We start from the raw sequence: 22348 nt of genomic DNA on the forward strand, positions 1-22348 counted from the left end.
GTGGCAGGGGGCGCAGTCGTGGCGCTGATGACGCTGGCGGGCTGCGGCGGCTCCGCCACCGGGGCGGCGGCGGGCAGGCCGTCGACCAGCTCGTCCCCGTCGGCGAAGACCACTTCGGGCGACAACGTGCCGCCCGGCGGGACCGAGACGGTCAGCCGGACGATCGAGTACACCACCGGTGCGAAGGACCGCTCGATCGCGCTGACCTTCGACGACGGGCCGAGCCCGGTCTGGACGCCGAAGATCCTCGCCCTGCTGGCGCAGTACCACGCCCACGCGACCTTCTGCGAGATCGGGCCCAACGCCAAGGCGGCACCGGCGACGGTCCAGGCGATCCGCGCGGCCGGCGACCGGCTCTGCGACCACTCGGTCTCGCACAACGAGGCCATGAGCAAGTGGACCGAGCAGCGGCAGACCTACGAGATCACCGGCGCCAGGCAGATGATCGTGGAGGCGGGCGGCAGCGGTACCGAGGTGAGCTGGTTCCGGGCGCCGGGCGGGGACTTCTCGCCCCTGAACCGGCACATCTCGGCGGTGAACGGACTGCGTCCGCTGGGCTGGACCGTGGACAGCAACGACTGGCAGCGGCCCGGGGTCGCCACGATCCTGTCCAACATCCGCAAGGAGATCAGGCCCGGCGCGATCGTCCTCATGCACGACGGGGGCGGCGACCGGAGCCAGACTCTGGCCGCACTGCAGCAACTGCTCCCGCAACTGGTCAGCGAGGGGTACTCTTTCGATTTCCCCGCCAAATGATCAACCATTGACAACGCCTGTCCGGTTCTGTCCGTAATGATGACAGTTGTGGCGGAATGCCGAACTGGGGATAACTGCCCTCAGCCTGTGGATATCTCGATTGATCCTGCGGATTCATGGATTTGTCCACAGTCGCAGCGGGCGGCCTGTGGATCGCGGGGGATGGCGTGCGCGGCAGGCCCGGAGCGGGGAAGGACGCCTCTAAACCCTGATACTCGCCACGGTTGCGTGATTTTTGGCGAACCTACGGAGAGCGGAAGGGAAACGCGTGGCCTGTATCCGCATATGTCCGACTCGGGCGGCCGGGCGGCTATCAGGGTGACAGCGAGGGCATCCCGGCGATTTGTCGACTCATCCCCAGCCTGTGGATAACTTGCGGCCGTCCCCACCTGGGCCGGTCTGGGGAAAACCGCCAAGAAGCGGTCGGGTGACCGTCAATCCCAGGCTGAAAAAGATGATCCAAAGCGATCCAAGGCGATCACCGGCGAGGGGTGGACGCGTGCCGGGTGGGTCGCGGAAGGGTGGCGGACGGCTCGGCCTACGGCCTGGGGAGCGATCGGGCTCGGGTCAGCGCGCGCCGTCGCAGTGACACTGTGCGGCTCCGCCGCGTGGCCTTCGATGGCCAGGCGCCGGGACGCCCTTGGAGCGGAGCTACGTGCGGCCTGCTGTTGCCAGCCGCTGCTGTTGCGGCCGGCAACGCGGCAAGCGGAGGTGCGGCAGGCGGAGGTGCCTGGCGGTGGGCGCCGGAACCCTGTCGCCCCCCGGGCCGTTACTGTTCGCCGCGCCCGTCGAGGCAGCGCGACAGCCAGTCGGCGGCCTCGCTGAACTCCGCGTCCGAGGTCCCCTGCCGCACCTTCGGGGCGACCTTGTCCGCGCGCGGGTACGAACCGAGGAAGCGCACCTTCGGGCAGATCCGATGCAGCCCCATCAGCGCCTCGCTCACCCGCCGGTCGGTGATGTGCCCCTCGGCGTCCACGGAGAAGCAGTACTGGCCGAGCCCTTCGCCGGTGGGGCGCGACTCGATTCGGGTCAGGTTCACCCCGCGCACCGCGAACTCCTGCAGCAGTTCCAGCAGCGCGCCCGGATGGTCGTCGGCCAGCCAGAACACCGACGAGGTCTTGTCCGCGCCGGTCGGCGCCGCGGTTCGGCCGGGACGCCCCACCAGGACGAAGCGCGTGGTGGCGCTGGACGCGTCGTGGATGTCCGTGACCAGCGGCTCGAGCCCGTACAGCGGGGCGGCGAACTCCCCGGCGAAGGCGCCCTCGAAGCGTCCCTCCTGAACCAGCCGTGCCCCGTCCGCGTTCGACGCCGCCGACTCCCAGTGCGCGTCCGGCAGGTTCGCCGCCAGCCAGCGTCGCACCTGGGGCTGGGCGACGGGGTGCCCGGTGACCGTCTTCACGTCCGTCAGCGCCGTGCCCGGCCGCACCAGCAGCGCGAACGCGATCGGCAGCAGAACCTCCCGGTAGATCATCAGCGGGGTGCCGGTGGCCAGCTCGTCCAGCGTCGCGGTGACGCCGCCCTCCACCGAGTTCTCGATCGGCACCAGCGCCGCCGCCGCCGCACCGCTGCGCACCGCGTCCAGCGCCGCCGGCACGGACACCGACGGAACCAGCTCCCGCGTCGCCGCCTCGGGCAACGTCCGCAGGGCCGCCTCGGTGAACGTGCCCTCGGGGCCGAGGTAGGTATAGCGAGTGGCGGACAAGGAAGCCTCCGAGGGGCCGAACCGTGCACAACAGACGACTGCAACGTTAGCCACATCCCGCCTCCGGAGTCGGCGGATCTCAGTCTGCGGTCTCATGCCGGTGGTCATGCCGGTGGTCAGGACTCCAGCAGGGGCCGGCCGACGTAGCCGCCCGGGGCGGTGGCGCCGGGCGGGACTGCGTAGAGGCCGCTCGACTCGTGGGCGATGAAACGGGAGAGCGCGTCGCCGCGGGAGAGCTTGCGTTGGACCGGGACGAAGCCGGTCAGCGGGTCTGACTGGAAGGCGACGAAGAGCAGGCCGGCGTCGGGGGAGCCGTCCGGGCGGAGGCCGTCGTGGTAGGAGTAACCGCGGCGGAGCATCGCCGCGCCCTGGTTGGAGGCGGGGGCGGCCACGCGGATGTGGGCGTCGCCGGGGACCGCGGGGGAGCCGTCCGGGTTCTGCCGCTCCAGGTCGACGGCGGTGCCCTCGGTGCCGCCGGACATTGGCGCTCCCGATGTCTTGCGCCGTCCGATGACGCGTTCCTGACGCTCCTTCGGCTGCTGGTCCCAGCTGTCGAGCAGCATCCGGATCCGGCGGAACACCGCGTAGCTGCCGCCCGCCATCCAGGCCGGGTCGCCGCTTCCCTTCGCCGGGACAAACACGCGTGCGTCGAAGCCGGCGTCGGACGGCTTGGGGTTGTTGGTGCCGTCGATCTGACCCATCAGGTTCCGTCCGGTGCGCGGCTGCGCCGTCGCACCCGGGCTGCGGCTGAAGCCGCTCATCTGCCAGCGGACCGCGGCCGCGCCCGCAGCGAGGCGCTGCAGGGCGCGCATGGCCGCGAAGGTCACCAGGGCGTCGTCGGCGCACACCTGGACCCACAGGTCGCCGTCGCTGCGCCTGCGGTCGAGGGCGTCCTCGGGGAAGGCGGGCAGCGGCGCGAGCGCCTGCGGCAGCTGCGCGGACAGCCCCGTCTTCGCGAAGAGGGAGGCGCCGAAGCCGAAGGTGACGGTGAGCGAGCAGGGACCGGCGTCCAGCGCGACATCGTCGGCGAGGCCCTGCGGGGAGCGGCCCTCGGCCATGGCGGCGGCTGCGGCTGACCAGCGCTTCAGCAGGGAGATGAGTCCGGGACGGGCCGTGCCCGCTGTCAGGTCGAAGGCGGTGGCGTACATCCGGGCCTGCATGGGTTCGACGATGCCCGGCTGATGCGTCCCGAAGAAGGGGACGGAGTCCGTGCCGAGGGCCGTGAGCGGAGGGTGGGTGCCGGAGTTCTGCGACGTGCTCGCGAGGACGTGCGCCCCGCTGTTCGCGCCCGCGCCTGTCGCGAGCCCCGCAGCGCCCGCGACCCCGGCGGTGGCGAGCAGCCGCCGCCGGGACACCTGCTGATCGTCCGTCATATCAGTTCACCTGCATCTGCGCGGTCACGGTCGTCTCGTCGATGGCGTCCGAGCGGACGCTCACCGACAGCTGCCAGCTGCCTGACATCGGAAGCTGGAGGCCGGAGGCGGCCCAGTGGCCCACGTCCACCTTGTCGAGCTTCACCGCGAGCGGTCCCAGGCTCTTGGCTGGGAGGGTCAGTGAGACGTCCAGCTCGGGGACGTCCACGGGCTTACCGCTGTTGTCGTAGACGTAAGCGTGCAGCTGGTTCTGGCCCACCCGGGCCGGGTGGATCTCGATGGTGACCCTGCCCTTGGCGCTGTCGCCGGGCCCGCCGGTGTCGAAGGGGAGGGTGAGGTCGACGGGTTGGGGTTGCGCCACGGGGGAGGTGCCACCTGCGCCCTGCGCCTGCGCTTGGGCCTGGGCGGTGACGGCGCGTCCGGGCGGCGCGTTGGTGAGCAGGGTGGTGACGACCAGGACCACGACGGCGAAGGTTACTTCCAGCAGGACGGAACGCAGCAGCATTCCGCGCGCAGGGCTGGCCTCGCGGGCGCGCTGCGCGGAGGCCGACCGGCGCGCCGCGTGCTGGCGGTCCAGTTGCGCCTGGCGGACCGGGTCGTCGGAGCTGGGTGAAGCCGGGGATGGGGTGGCGGGTCGGGACTCGGCTTGGCTCTGGGGCTGGACCTCGGAATCGGAGGCGGCGATCGCAGGAGTGGCGATGGCGGTGTTGAGGGCGGCCTCTTGCGGCTCGGCCGCAGCTTCGTCCTCGGCCTCGCCTGCTGCCACGACGTCGGGCTCCGCGCGGAGCAGCGCCGCGGCCTCTTGCGGCTCGGCCGCAGCTTCGTCCTCGGCCTCGCCTGCTGCCACGACGTCGGGCTCCGCGCGGAGCAGCGCCGTCCAGCGGCGGGACATCCACGCCGCCGCCAGGATCACCAGCACCGCGCCGATCTTGACGAGCAGCAGCCGCCCGTACGTGGTCGTGGTGAGCGCGCTCCAGGAGCCGAGGCCGCGCCACGCCTGGTAGACGCCGGTGCCGACCAGGGCGCTTACGGAGCAGAGCGCGACCGTCGAGAAGCGCTCAACCTGTCGTACCCCTATTCCCCCGTCGGCCACGGCAGTGCGCAGTCCGACGAGGACCGCGGCCAACCCGCCGAGCCAGCAGGCCATGGCGCTCAGGTGCACCACGTCCAGGGGGACCGCGAGGCCGACCTGGATGCCGACCGAGGCGTGATCGGCGAGTGCCCAGGTGCAGGCCAGGGCGATGGAGAGCACTGCTCCGGCGATGCCCAGGGTGGTGCGCAGACGGCGCTCCGTTCTGAGATCGGTGCTCTCGTCCTGCGGCAGGCCGATGCCGGTCTGCCCCGCCAGCAGTGACAGGAACACCCCGACCGCGGCGAGCAGCAGTATCCGCACCACCAGCAGCGTCCCCAGCCGCTCGCCCAAGGTCTGCTGAACAACCGTCAGATCGAAGGCCGCGCCAAGCCCGGTCGCTGCCTCGTAGGGCCCGCGCAGCAGCAGTTGGGCCACCGTCGCCAGCAGCAGCGCCGCCCAGCCGCCGAGCATCAACCGCTGCACGGAGCGCAGCCGTACCCCGGACGGCCAGCAGAGCAGCACCAGCGCGACCGAACCGGCCAGCAGCGCGAACGCGCCGTACTGCACGCTCCGCGCGCTTCCGTAGAGGAATCCCACCAGCGCGTCGCCACGGGTGGCCTGCTCACCGGCGACGGCCGTGGTGCTGGAGGCATGTCCGTAGGAGAAGGTGTACGCGCCGGAGACCGGGTGGGTGTCGGCGGAGATGGCCCGCCAAGCGACCGTGTAGGTGCCCTGGGCGAGAGCGGTGCCGAGCTGGACCCGTGCGGTGGAGTCGTCGTTCCCTGCGTGCCCGCTGCTGCCGGTGTCGACGCGCTTGCCGCTGGGGTCGAACACCCGCACGGCGTCGGACTCCAGCGTGACCTGCTCACTGAAGTGCAGCGTCACCTGGGTCGGCGCGGCCTGCACGACCGAGCCCTGCGCAGGATCGGTGGACAGCAGCGCCGCGTGCGCGGACGCGCCGGTAGCCCCGGCGAGCATCAGCCCGAGCAGGGCGGCGAGCAGCGTGAGCAGTGCGGCTGCGGTGCGCTTGGGCGGGCGGCAGGCTCCCAGCATGGTGTCTGTCAGCATGGTGTCCGTCACTTCGGGGGCTGGTAGGTCAGCGGCTGGACGGTGGCGTGGACGGTGACCGTCCCGGAGTGCTCGAAGGTGAGCCGCAGGTCGACGGTCCGCCCGACCTCGGGCGCGGGCGAGATGCCCATCAGCATGACGTGCCTGCCGCCACGTGCGAGGAGAGCAGTGGCGTGCCCGGGTACGTCCAGGCCGTCGATCCGGTCCATCGAGGTCGCCGTGGACGCGTCGATCTCCGCACTCCGCGCGTCCGGGCTGCTCACAGCGACCAGGCGGTCGGACGTGCCGCCGCTGTTGCTGATCCGGAAGTACGCCGCGGCCATGTCCGGGGAGGCGGGCAGGGGTATGTACGCCCCCTCGACGCTGATCTTCGCAGCCGAGCGGTCCACCGGAGTGACGCCGCCACACGCGGCCAACGTCGCTCCCAGAGCCGCGATCGCCGCCGCGACCGCCGCGCCTGCCAGCCCGGCCCGCCTCACGCGGTCACGCCCTTGATCAGCAGTGGCAGGTCGTGCTGGTAGTCCGCCGACGCCGTCCCGCTGGTGTAGAGGACATGCGCCTTGTTGTCGGTGGGGAGGAACGCCAGCACCTGGGCTCCGTGCACCGGCTCCTGCCCCTGCGCCGGTGCGGCCACGTACACGCCGACCGACTTGGCCGCCTGGATGATGGTGGCGATGTCGCCGGTCAGACCCACGAAGCTGCTGTTGAACGAGTTGAGCCAGCTGCGCAGGGTGCTCGGGGTGTCCTTGGCGGGGTCGGTGGTCACGAAGACCACGGCGATCTGCTGCTGCTGGGACTTGGGCAGCTTGGACACAGCCACCGCGATGTCGCCCATGGTGGTGGGGCAGACGTCCGGGCAGTGGGTGTAGCCGAAGTAGAGCAGCACGGTCCGGCCCGCCGTCTGCTGCGCCAGGTTGTAGGGCTTGCCGCTGGTGTCGGTCAGGGTGACGTCCGGCTTGGTGAAGGTGCGGCCCAGGTAGCTGCCCTTGTACGGCGAGTTGTTCGTCTGTGCGGAGGGCTGGTTCGCCGAGCTGTCCCCGGAGCTGCCGGTCGAGCCACTGCCGCAGGCGCTGAGCAGGAGCGCGGCGGAGGCGGCGACGGCGCCGGTGAGCAGGGAGCGGCGACGCAGGGTGTGCGACATCGAAGATCCATTCATGGTCGGGCGGTGGCGCCGCCCGAGGGTGAGGGGCAAGGGCGGGGCGACGGTGCGGGCGCGGGTGTCGGGCAGGCCAGGTGGGGCGCGGGGCGGACGGAGCTGCTGCCCCGTCCGCCCCGCGCGGGATCAGCCGTCGCTGCGGGTCGCGCTGCCCCGGCGCCAGCCGAGGAAGCCGAAGCCGACGCCGAGCAGGCCGACGACCACTCCGACTCCGCCGAGCACGCGCGCCGTGGTGTCGCTGCCGGACGCCCTGGCAGCGGACGCCTTCGCAGCGGACGCCGCGGCCGCGGACGGCGCGGAAGTCGCCGTGCTGGTGGTGCTGATCGCGCTGGTGAGGTGGAGCACCGGCGCCGGGTTGGCGGGCGCGGGCTGCCCCGCCTGGACGGGCTGGATCCAGCGCACCACCGTGCCGTCGCTGTAGGTCTGCAGGGCCTTGAACGTCAACTGGTCGGTGTCACTGGGCAGCTGGCCGAAGTCCACGGTGAAGTCCTGGTAGTGCCCGGGGTCGATGCTGCCGCCCGTCCAGGTGATCGAGGAGACGGCGTCGGTGATGGCGCCGTCGTCGGTCTGGATCGGGGTCTTGAGCTTGCTCGTGGCGATGGCGGCCTTCCACCCGGGCATGGAGTTCACCAGCACGGAGGGGATGGGGTGGTCCGTCGGGAAGTAGACCTGCACCTCGGTGGTGGTCGCGCCGTCCTTCTCGTTGGGGACCCGGAAGGAGAATGCCTGGTCGGACGCGCCCTTGGCGGCGCTGGAGGGTTGCACGGTGACGTGCGCCGAGGCGGATCCGACGAGCAGCAGGACACCGGCGGCGGCGAGGGCCCCGATCGTGCCGACACGGCGCTTCGCGGTCGCGGTCATGGCGATGGTACGCATGGAATACAGCTCTCCTGATGAGGAGGAACGTGGACAGGACGGCGTGGTCGGCCTGCCCTGTCCGCGCCACCGGAGCTGCCTCCGGAGCAGGAGTGCGTCGCGTGGGCGCAGGGTCAGGCCGCGAGCGCCAGGGGTGGCCCGCGCCGGACGACCTGGTGCCGCAGCAGTGCTGCCCGGGGAAGTCGCCTGTTTCGGGTGTCCCTGGTGCCGAGCCGCGCCGTTCCGTCAGGGGTGCCGAGGGCACCGAGCAGGCCGCGCAGCAGTGCGGTGGCCAGCGCGAGCAGGGTGCGCAGCGGCGCGGTCCAGGTCTGCGCGAGGGTCTCGGTGACCTGGGCGGTGAGCCGGATCAGCCGCCACACGGCGGCCTCGCCGCGTCGAAGCCACCAGCCGGCGGTCAGTGCGGCGGTGAGGTGGCCGAGCATCATCAGCGGGGAGAGGCCGAGGAACGCGGCGTGGGTCCAGAAGGGCAGGTGAGGGGCGACAAGAGAAGAGAGGTGCGGGTCCAGACCTGCCTGGCTGATGATCTGACCGGCCGTGGTCCCCGGGGGAAGCGCGAGGGCGGAGCCGGAACCGTCGGGACCGCAGATCAGCCGGGCGGCGAGCGCGTCCAGCGCGCTCGCCGCACCGGAGCCTCCCGCACTGGGGCTCCCGGTCATGCCGCCCACACCCGCCATGGCAGGCATCGCAGGCATGGCAGGCATCGCCGCCATCCGGCTCATCGCCGCCTGGTGGAACAGCAGATGCAGCCCGAGTTGGCCGACGGCGAGCCCGGCCGCGATGGAGGGCAGCGAGCGTTCCCGGCCGGCGAGCGCCGCCGCGACAGCCCACACGGCGATCCCGCCGAGCAGCAGTGCGTCCAGGGGGATCGCTCCGCCGCCCGCGATGCAGTGCCCGAGCGCGGACACCGCGACGCAGACCGCCGCGAAGGGCAGTGCCCTCAGTACGCGAAGGTCCAGTGCGGCGGCGTGATCCGGCCTGGACGCCGGAGCCTCGGGGTACACAGACATGACGGTCGTCAGTCTCTCATCGGGGGTTGCGCGCCCCCCGACGGGGTGCCCGTCCCGCGTCGAGCCGTGGGAGCGCACGCCCGCGCGCGCACCAATGCGCGCACCCCTCAGCGTGCTCCACACCTGTCCCTTTACCTCTGTACATCCGCCAGAGGAGTGACGAGATGGCGCTGACGAGGTTGATACCCCTGAAGGTCGGTTATAGGTAGTGGTATGTGGAGCCGCAGCCCGGAGGAGCCTGCCGTGGACATCTGGTGGTCTCTACATCTGCGGCGCGAACCGGCCAGCGTGCCCCTCGCCCGTCACATCCTGCTCGGCACCATGGCCTCGGCCGGCGTGGACCCGGACATCTCGCATGAGGTCGGCGTCGCCCTGACCGAGGCCTGCGCCAACGCCGTGGAACACGCGGCGCACATCACCGACGCCGGCGAGGACAACGGCTTCCAGGTGACCGCCATGATCGAGGACGGCTGCCTGCGTGTCGAGATCACCGACAGCGGCCCCGGTTTCTCGGTGGATCCGGGCTTCTCCGTGGACCCCCGGTTCGCCGCTCCCGAGCCGGCGCTCCCGTCGGCCGCGTTCGCGCGTCCCGGTTCCGAGCACGGCAGACAGCGCCGCCGCCGTACTGCCCAGGCCGTCGTCGTCCGGGCCGCCGACGCGGAAGCCGCCGTCGACCTGCGCGAGCTGCGTGAACTGTCCGAGTTGTGCGAACTGCCCGAGCTGCCCGAGCTGCCCGACCTGTACGCCGAGAACGGCCGTGGCCTCTTCCTGATCCAGGCGCTCATGGACCACGTCCAGTACCGCAACCACCCCCGCAGCGGCGCCGTGGTCTCCTTCGACAAGATGCTCAAGTACCGCGACCACCCCCTGCTGCACGCCTCCTGAAGCTTTCCGGCGTGCCTTCCGGAGCCCTTCGCGAGCTGCGGCTTGACCCTCACGCAACGTGAGGAGCCAGGCTGGAGCGCGGAAGGGAGAGAAGAACCATGAGCTACTCGGTAGGCCAGGTCGCCGGCTACGCCAAGGTGACCGTGCGCACCCTGCACCACTACGACGAGATCAAGCTGCTGTCCCCGAGCGGACGCACGCCCGCCGGCTACCGCCGGTACGACGACGCCGACCTGGACCGGCTGCAGCAGATCCTGTTCTACCGCGAGCTGGGCTTCTCCCTCGAAGAGATCGCGTCCATCCTGGACGACCGCGACGTCAGCCCGTCCGAGCACCTGCGCCGCCAGCACCGGCTGCTCAGCGGACGCATCGCCCGGCTCCAGGAGATGGCCGCAGCCGTGGAAGAAGCACTGGAGGCAAGAAAGATGGGAATCAACCTCACCCCCGAAGAGAAGTTCGAGATGTTCGGCGAGGGCTACCAGGAGTACGAGGCCGAGGCCGAGCAGCGCTGGGGCGAGACCGACGCCTGGAAACAGTCCCAGCAGCGCACGGCCCAGCTCACCAAGGAGGACTGGGTCCGGATCAAGTCCGAGAGCACCGACATCATGCAGCGCATCACCGAGGCGGTCCTCGCGGGCGCCGCACCCGACAGCGAGCAGGCGATGGCCATCGCCGAGGAGCACCGGCAGCACATCACCCGCAACTTCTACGACTGCTCCTACGCCATCCAGCGTGGCCTGGCGGAGATGTACATCTCCGACCCGCGCTTCACGGCGACGTACGAGCAGGAGGTCGAGGGCGGAGCCGTCTGGTTCCACGACGCCGTCATCGCCAACGCCGACCGGGCCGAGGGAGTCGACCAGGCCGGGGGCGCGGTGTCCTGACGGATGGTCAGGCCACGCGGGCGAAGGCCCGCCGATAGCCGGTGGGGGTGGTGCGCATGGCGCGGGCGAAGTGGTGCCGGTAGGTCGCGGGACTGTCGAAACCGACCGCGGCGGCGACCTCCTCCACCGTGCCGTCCCCCGCTTCGAGCAGGGGCAGGCTGGCCGCGATCCGCTGGGCGACGACCCAGCGGATCGGGCTGGTCCCGTTGCGCCGGGTGAAGTGCCGCAGGTACGAGCGCTCGGACATCCGCGCCGCCCGCGCCAGCGAAGGGACCGTCAGCGGGGAGGCCAGCCGCTCCAGCGCCCAGGCCATGCTGCGGGCCACCCCGTCGTCCTCCTCCGCCATCGGCCGCACCGCCGCCTCGATGAACTGCGCCTGCCCGCCGTCCCGGTGCGGCGGCACGACGAAGCGGCGGGCGACGGTGTTGGCGACCGTCGCGCCGTGGTCGCTGCGCACCAGATAGAGGCACAGGTCGATGCCCGCGGCGCTGCCGGCGCTGGTCAGCACGGAGCCGTTGTCGACGTAGAGCACGTCGGCGTCGACCTCGACCGAGGGGTGGCGCTCGGCCAGCAGCTCGGCGTAGCGCCAGTGCGTGGTGGCCCGCTGCCCGTCGAGCAGCCCGGTCGCGGCGAGCGCGAAGGCGCCGGAGCAGATCGACACCAGCCGCGCGCCGCGTGCGTGTGCCGTCCGCAGTGCGTCGACCAGCGCGGGCGACACCTCCCCGCGTGCGTCCGCCACGCCGGGGACGATCACCGTGTCGGCGGTGGCGAGCACGTCAAGGCCGTGTTCGGCCCTCAGGCTGAACCCGCCGACCGCCCGGAGGTCGCTCCCGGGCTGTTCCGCGCAGACCCGCAGCTCGTACCAGGGGATGTCACCGACCTCCGGCCGGTTCAGCCCGAACACCTCGACCACGACGCCGAGCTCGAACGGCGCCATCCCGTCGAAGGCCAGCACCGCGACGGTGTGCGCGGCCGGGGGAGGGGACGCGATGGCGAGCATGGCGGACAGCGGCATGGCGGGATCTTATCGGCCTTGAAGATCCCGCCACCACCGGCCCCCGCAAGTCTGGAGGCTCAGCCCTGCAGGCCCGCCATCCACGCCTCGATGTCGGCAGACCTCCGCGGCAGGCCCTCCGACAGGTTGCGGCTGCCGTCCGCGGTGACCAGGATGTCGTCCTCGATCCGCACACCGATGCCCCGGTACTCCTCAGGCACCGTCAGGTCGTCGGCCTGGAAGTACAGGCCCGGCTCGACGGTCAGCACCATGCCCGGCTCCAGCACGCAGTCCACGTACGTCTCCGTACGCGCCTGCGCGCAGTCGTGGACGTCGAGGCCGAGCATGTGACCGGTACCGTGCAGGGTCCAGCGGCGCTGCAGCGCCAGCTCCAGGACGCGCTCGACCGGGCCCTCGACCAGGCCCCACTCGACCAGGCGCTCGGCGAGTACCCGCTGCGAGGCCTCGTGGAAGTCGCGGTAGCGCGCGCCCGGCTTCACCGCGGCGATGCCGGCCTCCTGGGAGTCGAACACCGCGTCGTAGATCTTGCGCTGCAGCTCGTTGAAACGGCCGTCGATCGGCAGGGTGCGGGTGACGTCGGCGGTGTAGAGGGTGTGCGTCTCCACTCCGGCATCGAGCAGCAGCAGCTCGCCGGGTCGGACGTCGCCGTCGTTGCGGACCCAGTGCAGCGTGGTGGCGTGCGGCCCGGCGGCGCAGATCGAGCCGTAGCCGATGTCGTTGCCCTCCACCCGGGCGCGCCGGTAGAAGGTTCCCTCGATCCAGCGCTCGGACGTGGCCACGGCCTGCGCCAGCTCCCGGACGACGTCCTGGAAGCCGAGGACGGTGGCGTCGACGGCGGCCTGCAACTCCCCGACCTCCCACTCGTCCTTGACCAGGCGGAGCTCGCTGAGGAAGACCCGCAGCTCCTCGTCGCCGTGCGTGGTGGTGTGCTCGGCGAGCGCTGCCTCCAGGGCGGCGTCGTAGGAGCGGACGATGCGGGTGGTCGCGGGCCTGGTGGCGGCCGCCTCGACCAGCTCCGGGACCACCTTGCGCACGTCGCGCGTCGGCAGGCCGAGCAGCGCCTCGGCCTCGGCGAGGCTGTGGCGGCGGCCGACCCACAGCTCTCCCTGGCCGTCGAGCCAGAACTCGCCGTTCTGCCGGTTGGAGCGGGGCAGCAGGTAGGCGGTGGCGTCGTGGCCGGTCAGCCCGGGACCGGTGCGGGGCTCCAGCACCAGCACGGCGTCCTGGGTCTGGTCGCCGGTGAGGTGCACGTACTCGGTGGACGCGCGGAAGGGGTACTCGGTGTCGTTGGCGCGCGTCTTCAGGCTTCCGGCGGGGATCACCAGTCGGTCGCCGGGGAAGCGGGCGGACAGCGCGGCACGCCGCTTGGCCGCGTACGCGGACTGCTCGATGGGAGCGAGGTCGCGCAGCTCTGTGTCGTCCCAGCCGGACTTCATGACCTCGGCGAGCTCGTCGGACAGCGCCGGGTAGAGGCCGTTCTTGCGGGCCTTGATCGGCTTGTCGTCGCTGGTCGCTTCGTCGCCTGCGTCGATAAGGGCCTCGGTACGGTCCTCGGTCACCTGCGTCGCCTCCTCGTCGTACGAGACCGCCCCGGCGCGTCAGGGGTGAGACGGGTGGGCGGTCCCTACAATCCTATGACGTACCGGTGGGTGATCGACAGGGCCGAGGTGTCCCTCCCTTCCTGAACCGGCTCCGGCGCTGCTGTCGCGCGGCCGCTTCGTAGCTATTCGAACCGTGCGGCGAGCAACACGATGTCGTCCGCCCCCGAGGGCGCGGCGCCGTTCCGCCCGGGGGCGTCCAGGCAGGTGCTGAGCAGGTGCGCGCAGAAGCGATCGGGGTCCTGCCGGGCCTCGCGCGGCGCTGCCGCCGCAGCCGAGCGCAGCCGCGCCTGCCCGGTGTGCAGCGAGTCGCCGCAGCGGCGGGCCAGACCCTCGGTGTAGAGCAGCAGCAGGTCGCCTCGGTCGGCGCGCAGTTCCACGCCGGGGGCCTCCCAGCAGCTGAGCATCCCCAGCGGTGCGGACAGTGAGGTCTCCACGAAGCTGGCGCCGAAGGAGGTGACCAGCAGCGGCGGGCACTGCCCCGCCCCGGCGAGCGACAACTGCCGGCTGCGGGGGTCGAGGTAGGCGTACAGCGCGGTGGCGGTGCGGGCGGGCTCGGTAGTCTTCAGCAGCAGTTCCAGGTCGCCGAGGACGGAGACCGGGTCCTCACCCTCCAGCACGGCGTACGCGCGCAGCGCGGCGCGGATCCTGCCCATCGCGGCGGCGCAGTCGGCTCCGCCGCCGGTGACGCTGCCCACGCTGAGGGCCACGCTGTTGTCGGGCAGGGCGATCGCGTCGTACCAGTCGCTGCCCTCGGAGAGGTCGAGCCCGGCGGGGAGGCAGCGCGCGGCGAGCTGGATGCCGGACACACGGGGGAGCCGGTCGGGGAGCAGACCCCGGCGCAAGGCGTCGGCGGTGCGCCGCAGCCGGTCCCGTTCGATCTCCTTGGTGATCAGCCGGGAGGCGGCTGAGCAGTACAGCCCGGCGAGTCGCCGTTCACTCTCGCTCGGGGTGGCGGGGGCGTCGTAGAACCAGACGACGGCGCCGAAGGGGTCTCGGCCTTCACCGGGGGTGGCGAGGGGCAGGGCGTAGGAGGCGCTGATGCCGAGCTGCCCCGCGACCTCGCGGAACCTGGCGCCGGGGACCGTAGGAGCGGCCGACGCGGGACCTCCACTGGATCCGGGGCCTGGGGCGGAATCGGGTTCGCGGCTGGCACCGACGGCCGTGAGGGAGGTGTCGGTGGTGCCGGTCCCCGGGTTGAGCGGGCCGGCGTTGAGGACGTCGGGGGAGCCGCTGAGCAGGCCCGCGTACGGACCGCTGTCGCGGGGCACGGTCTCCAGGGCGCCGAGGGCGGGGCGGTCCAGACCGAAGCCGACGATGGTGCCGGGGGAGTCGATGGTGCCGAAGGCGGGGGCGTGCGGCTGGTGGTTCTCGGCGAGCAGCAGCATTCCGCGCTGCGCGCCGAGGATGGCGGCCCCTGCCTGGAGGACTCCGCGCAGTGCGTCCTCCAGGCAGGAGGCTGCGGTCAGCCGCTCGGTGAGCTGGTAGAGGGTGGTGAGCTCGGACAGCGGATCGGCGCTGGCAGCCTCGTTGCGAAGGCCGCTGTCCGGCGTCGCCGCTGTCGCCTGTGGCTTGGACTGTCCTGTGGCTTGTTCCTTGGGCGGCGCCACGGGGGCGGGGAAACCGAAGGCCTGACTGCTTCCGCCGTCGAGGGTTCGGCCGGTACCGGGAGAGGAGGACTCAGCCATGTCGCACGCCCTTCGCTTCGGGTGCGAGCGGGAAGGGAGACGCACCGAATCGGGTAACGCTGAGTGAATGGCCGACTCTGGCAGCCGACAGGGATGCGTACCTCTTTTGCCTGAAATCGGTCATTTTGCACCCCCATGTCATGCCATACGGCAATTAATGACTCACTTCTACACACACCGATCGGGTGATGTCCAGAACTGTGAGCTGTCGGATGATTGGTGTCTTTGCCCGAATACGTGGCCGAAAAACGTTGCTCTAGGTGATCGTTTCTGTGTTCGTTTTCGGCAGAGTGCTGACGCCGGGTCAGCGGGACGCGAGCGCCCGCCGCACCTCGCGCCACCGTCTGAGCTCGCGCAGCCGGGCCCGCGCACCGCGTCGGGGCGGCCGGTGGGCCCAGGCGACGGGCACTTCCACGACGCGGAAACCCTGCTGCAGCAGGTCGATGATCAGACCGGCTCCGGCCCCGGCTCCCCCGGACAGCGGCTCGGCGGCGCTCAGAGCAGCCCTGGTCAAGCACGCCTCGATGGCCAGCGGGCGGGTGCTGGCGAACCCGGTGGACTGCTCGATGTCCCTGCGCGCACGCCGGGACGCGACCCCCTCGGGCCCCGGGTCGGCGGTCGGTGCCGCCAGTGCGAGGTCGGCCGCGCCGGCGAGCACGGGCTCCAGCAGGCGGACCGCCTCGGCGGCACTCTGCTGGAGGTCCGCGTCGAGGAAGAGGAGGTGCCGGGGTGCGGATCCAGCCAACGCGCCTCCCGGAGGCCCGCCCTCGGGCCCTCGTTCACGCACTCCCCCAGGCTCCGCCGACCGCCCCGCTGACCGCTCGGCCGACCGCTCGGCCGGCAGTCCGGCTGTCGCCGCCTCGCGCGCTGTGACCTGCGCGATTCCCTGGACCAGTGCTTCCGTCCGCCCGCTGCGGGTGGCTAGGCGCACCACCGTCGCCCCCGATTCCTCAGCGACCCTGGCGGTGGAGTCGGTGGAGGCGTCGTCCACGACGACGACGAGATCCACACCGGGGATCTGCCGCGCGGCGAGCACGGTGAGCGCGATCCGCGACGCCTCGTTGTGCGCGGGGATCACCACCGCCACTGCGGCGGGTGCCGCCGCTGGTGCCGCTACCGGCTCCGGGGTGGGGGACGGCACGTCAGAAGTGCTGGTTGCCAAGGGTTTCTCGCCAGTCCGTGGGTGGCTCTCCTGCTCCCGCTGCGCGTCCATCCCCGGATCGTACGAGGACAGCGCGTCCGGCGCTGCCCATATGGACATGCCAACCCTGCCAAAGACCTGGTCGCCCCCGGTGCGTCCGTGTTCCCGTCCTTGGATTCGGTCCTCCTTTGGCTCCTGACCTTCATCCGGAATGACCCGAACGGTGGAACCATCTCCGGTTCCGCTGCGTCATTCCAGACGATGCGTCAATCTCGTAAGTGGACATGCTCGCGAGACGCTCCGCGAGGGTGCACGAGGGCATGTGCGCGACGGAGCCGACGGGATCGCCCGCCCAGGGCGGGGCCGGTTTGGCTGCGGTCCGGAAAGCCTCGGAAGCCGAGCGGGAAATACTGAGGCAACTTCCGGGTTCCGGGGTAGAAGCCTGGTACGGATGGCGTGTCAATCGCCACCCTGCGCCACCCCTTCGCCAGGTTCCGCAGAGCGCGTCGGGCGTGGTGCGCTACTCGTTGCGCGAGATCACGTACCGATCCTTGACTGGTCACGGAAAGGAACGAGTGCTCATGCGCGGGGTTCTCACCACTCTCCTCCGACGGGAGCTGTCCCGGCGGGGTCGTCTTCCGTGGGGTGCGCGACGCAGGGATCGGGCTCTTCTGCTCGCCGCCGCGACGACCTGTGCCGAGGAGTGGGGCTGGCCGGTGCTCCCCGGTGCGGTCGCGAGCGCGGAGGGCTGCCACTGCCCTCGTCCTGACTGCCCGACGCCGGGGGCGCATCCGCACGACCCCTCGCTGCTCGCGGCCACCACCGATCCCCGGATGGTGCGCTGGTGGTGGCGGCAGCACCCGGACGCGCCGATCCTGGTGGCGACCGGTGGCCAGGTCTCCGCGGTGAGCCTGCCGGCCGCGGCCGGGGCGCGGGTGCTCGAGTACTTCGACGCGCTGCGGATCAGGACCGGCCCGGTGATCGCGACGCCGACCCGGTACGTGCTTCTGGTCGCGCCGTACACGATGCAGGAGTTGGCCGAGCTGCTGATCGCACAGGAATGGGTGCCGACGAGCCTGCGCTACCACGGCACGGGCGGCTACCTGGTGCTTCCGCCGTCCAGGATCGGCACGGGAGCGGTCGGATGGGCGCGGCTGCCGGAGCCGGCGGCGGTCATGGCGGTGCCGTCCGGGGCGGGCGCTGCGGGTGGTGAGGCGCCGTTGCCGCCCCTGCCGTGGCTGCCCTCGGTGAGCGATCTGATGGGTGCTCTGGTCGCGGCGAGCGCGGCGACACCTGACGGAGCCCGGCTGGCCTACTGAGGGGCCTCGCGCAGGCGCGGCCCTGCGGCCGGCTCCGGAAAAAGCAAAGGCTCGGCCGCTGGCGACGGGGGATGCACCAGCGACCGAGCTGTTTAAACCGTAACAAGAATTGCGCCGCAAGCAAATTCCCTCGGCGGACTCGAGTGCCACGAATGTGGCACTCCACGGGAATATGTGATGCACATCACGCTTCTTGGTCCCGACTGGCGCGCCCCCGTTGCCGATTGTGTTCTTTCGGATGCTTTCCGTAAAGGGGGCGCGGTAGTCATCCGGACGTACTCAGCCGAGTGTCACCTGACGGTTCACCAGCCCGGCGCGCGCCCGGCGCTCCTGCGCCGTGAGGGGCGCGGTCTCCGCCAGTGCGCCGGCGAGGCGCTCGACGAAGGCCGCCGCAGGCTTCTCGCAGTCCTCCGCCGACATCGCGGACGGCAGGTCCCACACCGGAACCGTGAGCCCGTGCGCGCGGAAGGAGCCGACCAGCTTCGTCCCCTCGCCCAGCCCGGCCTGCTCCGCCGCTGCCAACCGCGCCAGGGCGTCCAGCAGTTCCTCCTCCGCGTGGGGCATCACCCAGCGCAGGTGGTTCTTGTCCGGCACCGAGCACCAGTAGGCGGTGTCCACCGAGGTCAGCCGCACGGTCGGGATCACCGCGGCGTTCGCCTGCTCCAGCGAGGCGGCGACCTCGCCGGTGGCCGAATCCGCGTCCTCCAACCAGAACTCGAAGCCGGTGTGCACGGCAGGCCGGAACGGCGCCGAGCCGTCCAGCAGGTCCTGCAGCCGGGGAGAGTCGGCCTGCGGGCGACGCGGCGGGACGGGCGTGCCAGGCTCCGCGGCCAGCGCCTGGACCAGTGCGTCCGCCACGTCCCGGCTGATGTCGCCGGACGAGCTCTGCGTCTGCAGACCCAGCAGCACGCTGCCGTCCTGACGGCGCATCGCGGGCCAGGCCATCGGCAGCACGGTTGCCAGCATCACCGAGGGAACGTCACCGTTCGCACCCGCGAGGGCTTCCGTCGTCAGGGTCAGCGGCACCGTCGCCGCCGGGACCAGCTCGCGCAGCGCGACCCAGTCGCCCTCGCCGACCAGGCCCTCGAACGGACGCTGCACCAGTTCCTGTACGGCGTGCGACGCCTCGCGTCCGTGGCAGGCCTTGTAACGGCGGCCCGAACCGCACGGGCACGCTTCCCGCGCGCCGACGACGGGGACGTCCCCGGTTCCGGCTGCGGTGGACTGTGCGCGCGCGGGCGCCTTCTTCGCGGGCTTCTTCGCCATGGTGTGGATCTCCAGATGGGCAGCTCTCGGTGTACCGCCCCGAGCCTAGTGCCGCCGCACCGCGCGACCCGTCACCCCGACGGCGGCCGGTCCGCCGATCGGGGTAGCCCCGGGCATCGGAGGCGCGCCGCGCTACGCCGTGGTCGAGTTCGCGCCCCCGCGCCGTGCTACGCCGTGGTCGAGTTCGCGCCCCCGCGCCGTGCATGCCGGGCCCGTACCGGCAGCACCGCCCACACGGTGACCTCGCCCGGAGCGTCCCGCACGCCCCAGTCGCTGGCCAGTTGCCCGACGATGCTGAGCCCGCGCCCCCCGCGCGCGGTCAACGACGGGCTCCCGCGCCGGGGACGGGTCGGCCCGCCGCCGTCCGTGACCTCGACCGTCAGCAGACCGTCGCTGTGCAGCTCCCAGCCGACGACCACGCGGCCGCCGTCGGGACGGCCGCCGTCGGGACGCGCGCCGCTCGGCGACGCCGGTTCCGACGCGTCCCGTACACCGTCGTGGGACCCGCCGTGCGCTCCGGCGTGTGACCCGTTGTGCGCGCAGTCGAGCGCAGGGTCCAGCGGCCGGGCGTGGCGGCAGGCGTTGCTCAGTAGTTCGGAAAGTATGAGTACGGCGTCGTCGATGACGACGTCCGGCACCTGCTGTTCGGCGAGATCTTTTCGCAGACGACGCCGTGCGGTGCTCACGCTCGCGGGACCATGCGGCACGGCCATGGTCGCCGAAGAAGTCGGCACATCACGCGCTACCACCAGCGCCACCCCCGGACCTCCTCCTCAGCTGTCAGCCAGGGTGTGAATGCCCGGTGCGGACGTGGCGGAAACGAGAATGGAAGGACCTCAGGGCATCCCGAAGCATCGGTAAGTCGAACCCTGGCACTCTTTTTACTATGCGTAGCGACCTGGTGACTGAGCGTTTATCCAGGGTGGTGAAGAATGGCGATCCGGGGGAATTTCCGGTGATTTCGGTGCGCCCGCGCACGCCGTCCGGAGAGCTACGTCCGGAGTACGTCGCGGCGAACCCTCTGACTCGGTATGGTCCGCACTACCGGCCCAGCTGGTCAAGTACCTGGCGCGGATGATTGCTGATGATCGCGTCCACGCCCAGCCGCAGGCACAGCTCGACGTCCTCCGGATCGTCGACTGTCCACACGTGCACCCGGTGCCCGGCGCGGTGCAGCACGGCCACATAACCGGGATTGGACCGCACCAGGTCGATGCCGGGTCCGGCGATCCGTGCCCCGTGCGGGAGGCTGCCGTCGCGGAAGCGCAGCGGCACCCGTTCCATCAGAAAGACGGTGGGGATGGCGGGAGCGAGTTCACGCACCCGGCGCAGCGACAGCTGGGAGAAGCTCATGATCCGCACCGGGGAGCGCTCGCCGCTCTTGGGCGTGACCAGGTCGAAGCGGTGCAGCAGCTCCAGTAGCCGGCGCTCCACCAGGCCCGCGTAGCGGGTGGGGTGCTTGGTCTCGATGGCGAGCTCGATCCGGCGGCCGCAGGTTGTGGCGAACTCCAGCAACCGCTCCAGGGTGAGCACCGACGTGTGCGTGGCGTCCGCCCAGTCCACCACGCCCTTCCAGGAGCCGAAGTCCAACTCGGACAGCTGGGCCAGCTCCAGGGTCGACACCACGCCCCGGCCGTTGGACGTGCGGTCCACCCGGCGGTCGTGGACACAGACCAGGTGGCCGTCGGCGGTGAGCCTGACGTCGCACTCCAGGGCGTCCGCACCCTGCTCGACCGCGAGCTGGTACGCCGCGAGGGTGTGTTCGGCCAGGGTGCCGGACGCGCCCCGGTGCGCGACGACACGGGTGGCCGCACGGTTGGGAAGCACGATCGGCCTCAGCGGCGTCCGGGGGTGCGGCGTCTGCCGCTGCGGCGTCCTGGTCTGCGGTGACCGGGGCTGCGGCGTCTGCGGATGAGGTGCGTTGGACACGGAACAACGATAGGCGCGCGCCCGCCGCCACCTCGGTTGCGTCAGGTGAATTCTGACGGTGTGGCCGGTTAACGGCCCCTGCGGAGCAGCGGCGTCAGGGCCCAGGTCAGTAGAGCGGGGACGACGAAGGAGAACAGCGACGCGGACGTCCACACCTGCGGGTGGATGTGGGTCGCGTCCTGCGCGTGCGCCCAGAAGTCGGGCCAGCCCTTCGCCCACCCGGTGAGCTGCGCCGGTGCGATCAGCTGGTACACGGCGAAGCCCACGGCCCAGGGCAGCAGCGTGAGCCAGCGCGTCGGCGCGGTCTCGGACAGGTCCCAGCCGCCTTCGCGCTTTCCCGCGCCGAAGAAGAAGTCCACCGCCAGCACGGCCGACAGCGGTACGAACACCGCGCCGATCAGCCCGAGGAAGGACTCGTAGCCGGTGAAGTCGGTGACCAGCAGCGCGAGCCCGGTGACCAGCGCGCCGAGCCCGACGGTCAGGATGCGGCGGTCGACCCTGGGGAAGAGGTTCTGCAGCGACATGGCGGTGGAGTAGACGTTGGCGAAGGACTGGTCCGCCTCGCGCACCACCAGAACGGTGAAGAAGACCCAGCCCGCCGTGATGCCCATGAAGGTGGTGAAGATCTTGTTGGGGTCCCCGCCCACCTGCACCAGCGCCAGCAGACCCACGACGTAGCACCACACCTGGGAGACGGTGTAGCCGGTGAACGCGCCCCAGAAGGAGCTCCGAGTGGTCTTCGCGTGCCGGGTGTAGTCGGCCGCCAGCGGCACGAAGGAGATGGAGACCGCGATCACCGAGTCCACGGCCGGAAGGAAGCCGGTCCAGTTGCCGGGGCTCGGGTCCGGCACGCCCCGGCGCAGCAGCTCCACGGTGAAGAACAGCATCGCGACGCCGACCGCGACTGCCACGTACTTGCGCAGCACGGCGATGGAGCCGAGCGGACGGATCGTCATCGCCGTCGTCAGCGCGCCCGCGGCCACGACGTACACCCAGTGCGGAACGCCGCCGTACAGCGCCTCCGCGCCCATGGCGATCACGGTCAGCTCGAACACGCCCCAGCCGAGGCACTGGACGATGTTGAGCACGGTCGGCAGGTAGGACATCCGGGTGCCGAACAGTCCGCGCAGGATCGCCATCGCGGGCGCGCCCGCCCTGGTCCCGATGACGGCGGCGACGCCGAGCATCAGCGAGCCGATCACCGTACCGGCGACGATGGCGGTGAAGGACGCGGCGAGGGAGAGGTCCTTGCCGTTGAAGACCAGGACGGTCGCGGCGCTCTGGAAGCCGATCAGGCTCACGCCGAGGTTCGTCCAGAAAGCCGCCTGGTCGCGGAAGCCGAGAGTGCGCGGCGGGTTGGTGTCCAGGACGAGTGGCGCCTCGGGGCGCGGGCCGGGCTGCGGCTGGTCCAGGACAGGGGACGGCGACACGGACGTCACGATGCTCAGCTCCCTACGCCGGCATTACCCGGTCAGGTTCAGGCGGTCGGCGCCCCGTGTTCGGCGCCCTCTCAGCCTGGATTGGTCCAAGCTCCCGCGTATCAGTTCGAGGGTCATGCTAGGGCCACAGGCGCGACAGGCCAAGGCACGGTCGCGTCTCGGACGCCCGCCGGA

At 71.4% G+C, this 22348-nt stretch carries 19 protein-coding genes and 1 riboswitch; of the genes, 4 read left to right on the forward strand and 15 right to left on the reverse strand.

The features are described 5' to 3' along the window. Positions 1-27 precede the first annotated feature (27 nt). Positions 28-756, forward strand: coding sequence for a polysaccharide deacetylase family protein (locus ABIA33_RS17935; protein WP_370082933.1), 729 nt, complete (start codon positions 28-30; stop codon positions 754-756). Positions 757-1525: 769 nt separating this feature from the next. Here the strand turns inward: ABIA33_RS17935 and pheA are convergent. The 7 genes from pheA to ABIA33_RS17970 form a co-directional block, all read right to left on the reverse strand. Beyond that, positions 1526-2458, reverse strand: coding sequence for a prephenate dehydratase (gene pheA, locus ABIA33_RS17940; RefSeq protein WP_370082664.1), 933 nt, complete (start codon positions 2456-2458; stop codon positions 1526-1528). Between the two features lie 116 nt (positions 2459-2574). Continuing rightward, a complete protein-coding gene (efeB, locus tag ABIA33_RS17945; RefSeq protein ID WP_370082666.1) occupies positions 2575-3831 on the reverse strand; it encodes an iron uptake transporter deferrochelatase/peroxidase subunit in 1257 nt (418 codons plus the stop codon). Position 3832: 1 nt separating this feature from the next. After that, positions 3833-5971 (reverse strand): copper resistance CopC/CopD family protein, encoded by a 2139-nt coding sequence (locus tag ABIA33_RS17950; protein ID WP_370082668.1) that lies wholly within the window; start codon positions 5969-5971, stop codon positions 3833-3835. Positions 5972-5979: 8 nt separating this feature from the next. Continuing rightward, positions 5980-6450: a copper chaperone PCu(A)C gene (locus ABIA33_RS17955; protein WP_370082670.1), complete on the reverse strand. Its 471-nt coding sequence runs from the start codon at positions 6448-6450 to the stop codon at positions 5980-5982. Beyond that, on the reverse strand, positions 6447-7112 hold the full coding sequence (locus ABIA33_RS17960; protein WP_370082672.1) for an SCO family protein: 666 nt from the start codon (positions 7110-7112) through the stop codon (positions 6447-6449). Before ABIA33_RS17960 ends, ABIA33_RS17955 begins: the two co-directional genes overlap by 4 nt. A gap of 141 nt (positions 7113-7253) precedes the next feature. Continuing rightward, a complete protein-coding gene (locus ABIA33_RS17965) occupies positions 7254-8003 on the reverse strand; it encodes a YcnI family protein (RefSeq protein ID WP_370082674.1) in 750 nt (249 codons plus the stop codon). A 113-nt stretch (positions 8004-8116) separates the two neighbouring features. Next, on the reverse strand, positions 8117-9010 hold the full coding sequence (locus ABIA33_RS17970) for a hypothetical protein (RefSeq protein WP_370082676.1): 894 nt from the start codon (positions 9008-9010) through the stop codon (positions 8117-8119). A 243-nt stretch (positions 9011-9253) separates the two neighbouring features. Here ABIA33_RS17970 and ABIA33_RS17975 point away from each other — a divergent pair, with 243 nt between their 5' ends. Continuing rightward, positions 9254-9895, forward strand: a complete 642-nt coding sequence (locus ABIA33_RS17975) for an ATP-binding protein (RefSeq protein WP_370082678.1) — start codon at positions 9254-9256, stop codon at positions 9893-9895. Positions 9896-9993: 98 nt separating this feature from the next. Next, positions 9994-10779 carry a MerR family transcriptional regulator gene (locus tag ABIA33_RS17980; protein ID WP_370082680.1) on the forward strand — a complete coding sequence of 262 codons (786 nt, stop codon included), beginning with the start codon at positions 9994-9996 and terminating at the stop codon, positions 10777-10779. Between the two features lie 7 nt (positions 10780-10786). Here ABIA33_RS17980 and ABIA33_RS17985 read toward each other — a convergent pair whose 3' ends face one another. The 4 genes from ABIA33_RS17985 to ABIA33_RS18000 form a co-directional block, all read right to left on the reverse strand. Further along, on the reverse strand, positions 10787-11794 hold the full coding sequence (locus ABIA33_RS17985) for a helix-turn-helix domain-containing protein (protein WP_370082682.1): 1008 nt from the start codon (positions 11792-11794) through the stop codon (positions 10787-10789). A gap of 59 nt (positions 11795-11853) precedes the next feature. Continuing rightward, the gene (locus ABIA33_RS17990; RefSeq protein ID WP_370082684.1) at positions 11854-13353 is read right to left on the reverse strand and encodes an aminopeptidase P family protein; all 1500 of its coding nucleotides are present in this window, start codon (positions 13351-13353) and stop codon (positions 11854-11856) included. Between the two features lie 164 nt (positions 13354-13517). Then, a complete protein-coding gene (locus ABIA33_RS17995) occupies positions 13518-15080 on the reverse strand; it encodes a PP2C family protein-serine/threonine phosphatase (RefSeq protein ID WP_370082686.1) in 1563 nt (520 codons plus the stop codon). A 304-nt stretch (positions 15081-15384) separates the two neighbouring features. After that, entirely contained in the window at positions 15385-16221 is an 837-nt protein-coding gene (locus ABIA33_RS18000; protein WP_370082688.1) for a glycosyltransferase, read from the reverse strand. 581 nt (positions 16222-16802) lie between these two features. On the opposite strand from ABIA33_RS18000, the gene ABIA33_RS18005 reads away from it, so the two are divergent. Next, positions 16803-17540 carry a bifunctional DNA primase/polymerase gene (locus ABIA33_RS18005; protein WP_370082690.1) on the forward strand — a complete coding sequence of 246 codons (738 nt, stop codon included), beginning with the start codon at positions 16803-16805 and terminating at the stop codon, positions 17538-17540. A gap of 279 nt (positions 17541-17819) precedes the next feature. Here ABIA33_RS18005 and ABIA33_RS18010 read toward each other — a convergent pair whose 3' ends face one another. The 4 genes from ABIA33_RS18010 to ABIA33_RS18025 all read right to left on the reverse strand — a co-directional run bounded on the left by ABIA33_RS18010 (position 17820) and on the right by ABIA33_RS18025 (position 22165). After that, positions 17820-18806, reverse strand: a complete 987-nt coding sequence (locus tag ABIA33_RS18010) for a DUF5926 family protein (protein WP_370082692.1) — start codon at positions 18804-18806, stop codon at positions 17820-17822. A gap of 167 nt (positions 18807-18973) precedes the next feature. Beyond that, positions 18974-19564, reverse strand: coding sequence for an ATP-binding protein (locus tag ABIA33_RS18015; RefSeq protein ID WP_370082694.1), 591 nt, complete (start codon positions 19562-19564; stop codon positions 18974-18976). Between the two features lie 283 nt (positions 19565-19847). Beyond that, positions 19848-20636, reverse strand: coding sequence for a glycerophosphodiester phosphodiesterase (locus tag ABIA33_RS18020; protein ID WP_370082935.1), 789 nt, complete (start codon positions 20634-20636; stop codon positions 19848-19850). A gap of 167 nt (positions 20637-20803) precedes the next feature. Continuing rightward, complete coding sequence (locus ABIA33_RS18025; protein ID WP_370082696.1) at positions 20804-22165, reverse strand: cytosine permease; 1362 nt, start codon at positions 22163-22165, stop codon at positions 20804-20806. Positions 22166-22167: 2 nt separating this feature from the next. Continuing rightward, a riboswitch (TPP riboswitch) is annotated at positions 22168-22282 on the reverse strand. Positions 22283-22348: the final 66 nt, after the last annotated feature.

The sequence above is a fragment of the Streptacidiphilus sp. MAP12-16 genome (assembly GCF_041262165.1).
Lineage (GTDB): Bacteria > Actinomycetota > Actinomycetes > Streptomycetales > Streptomycetaceae > Streptacidiphilus.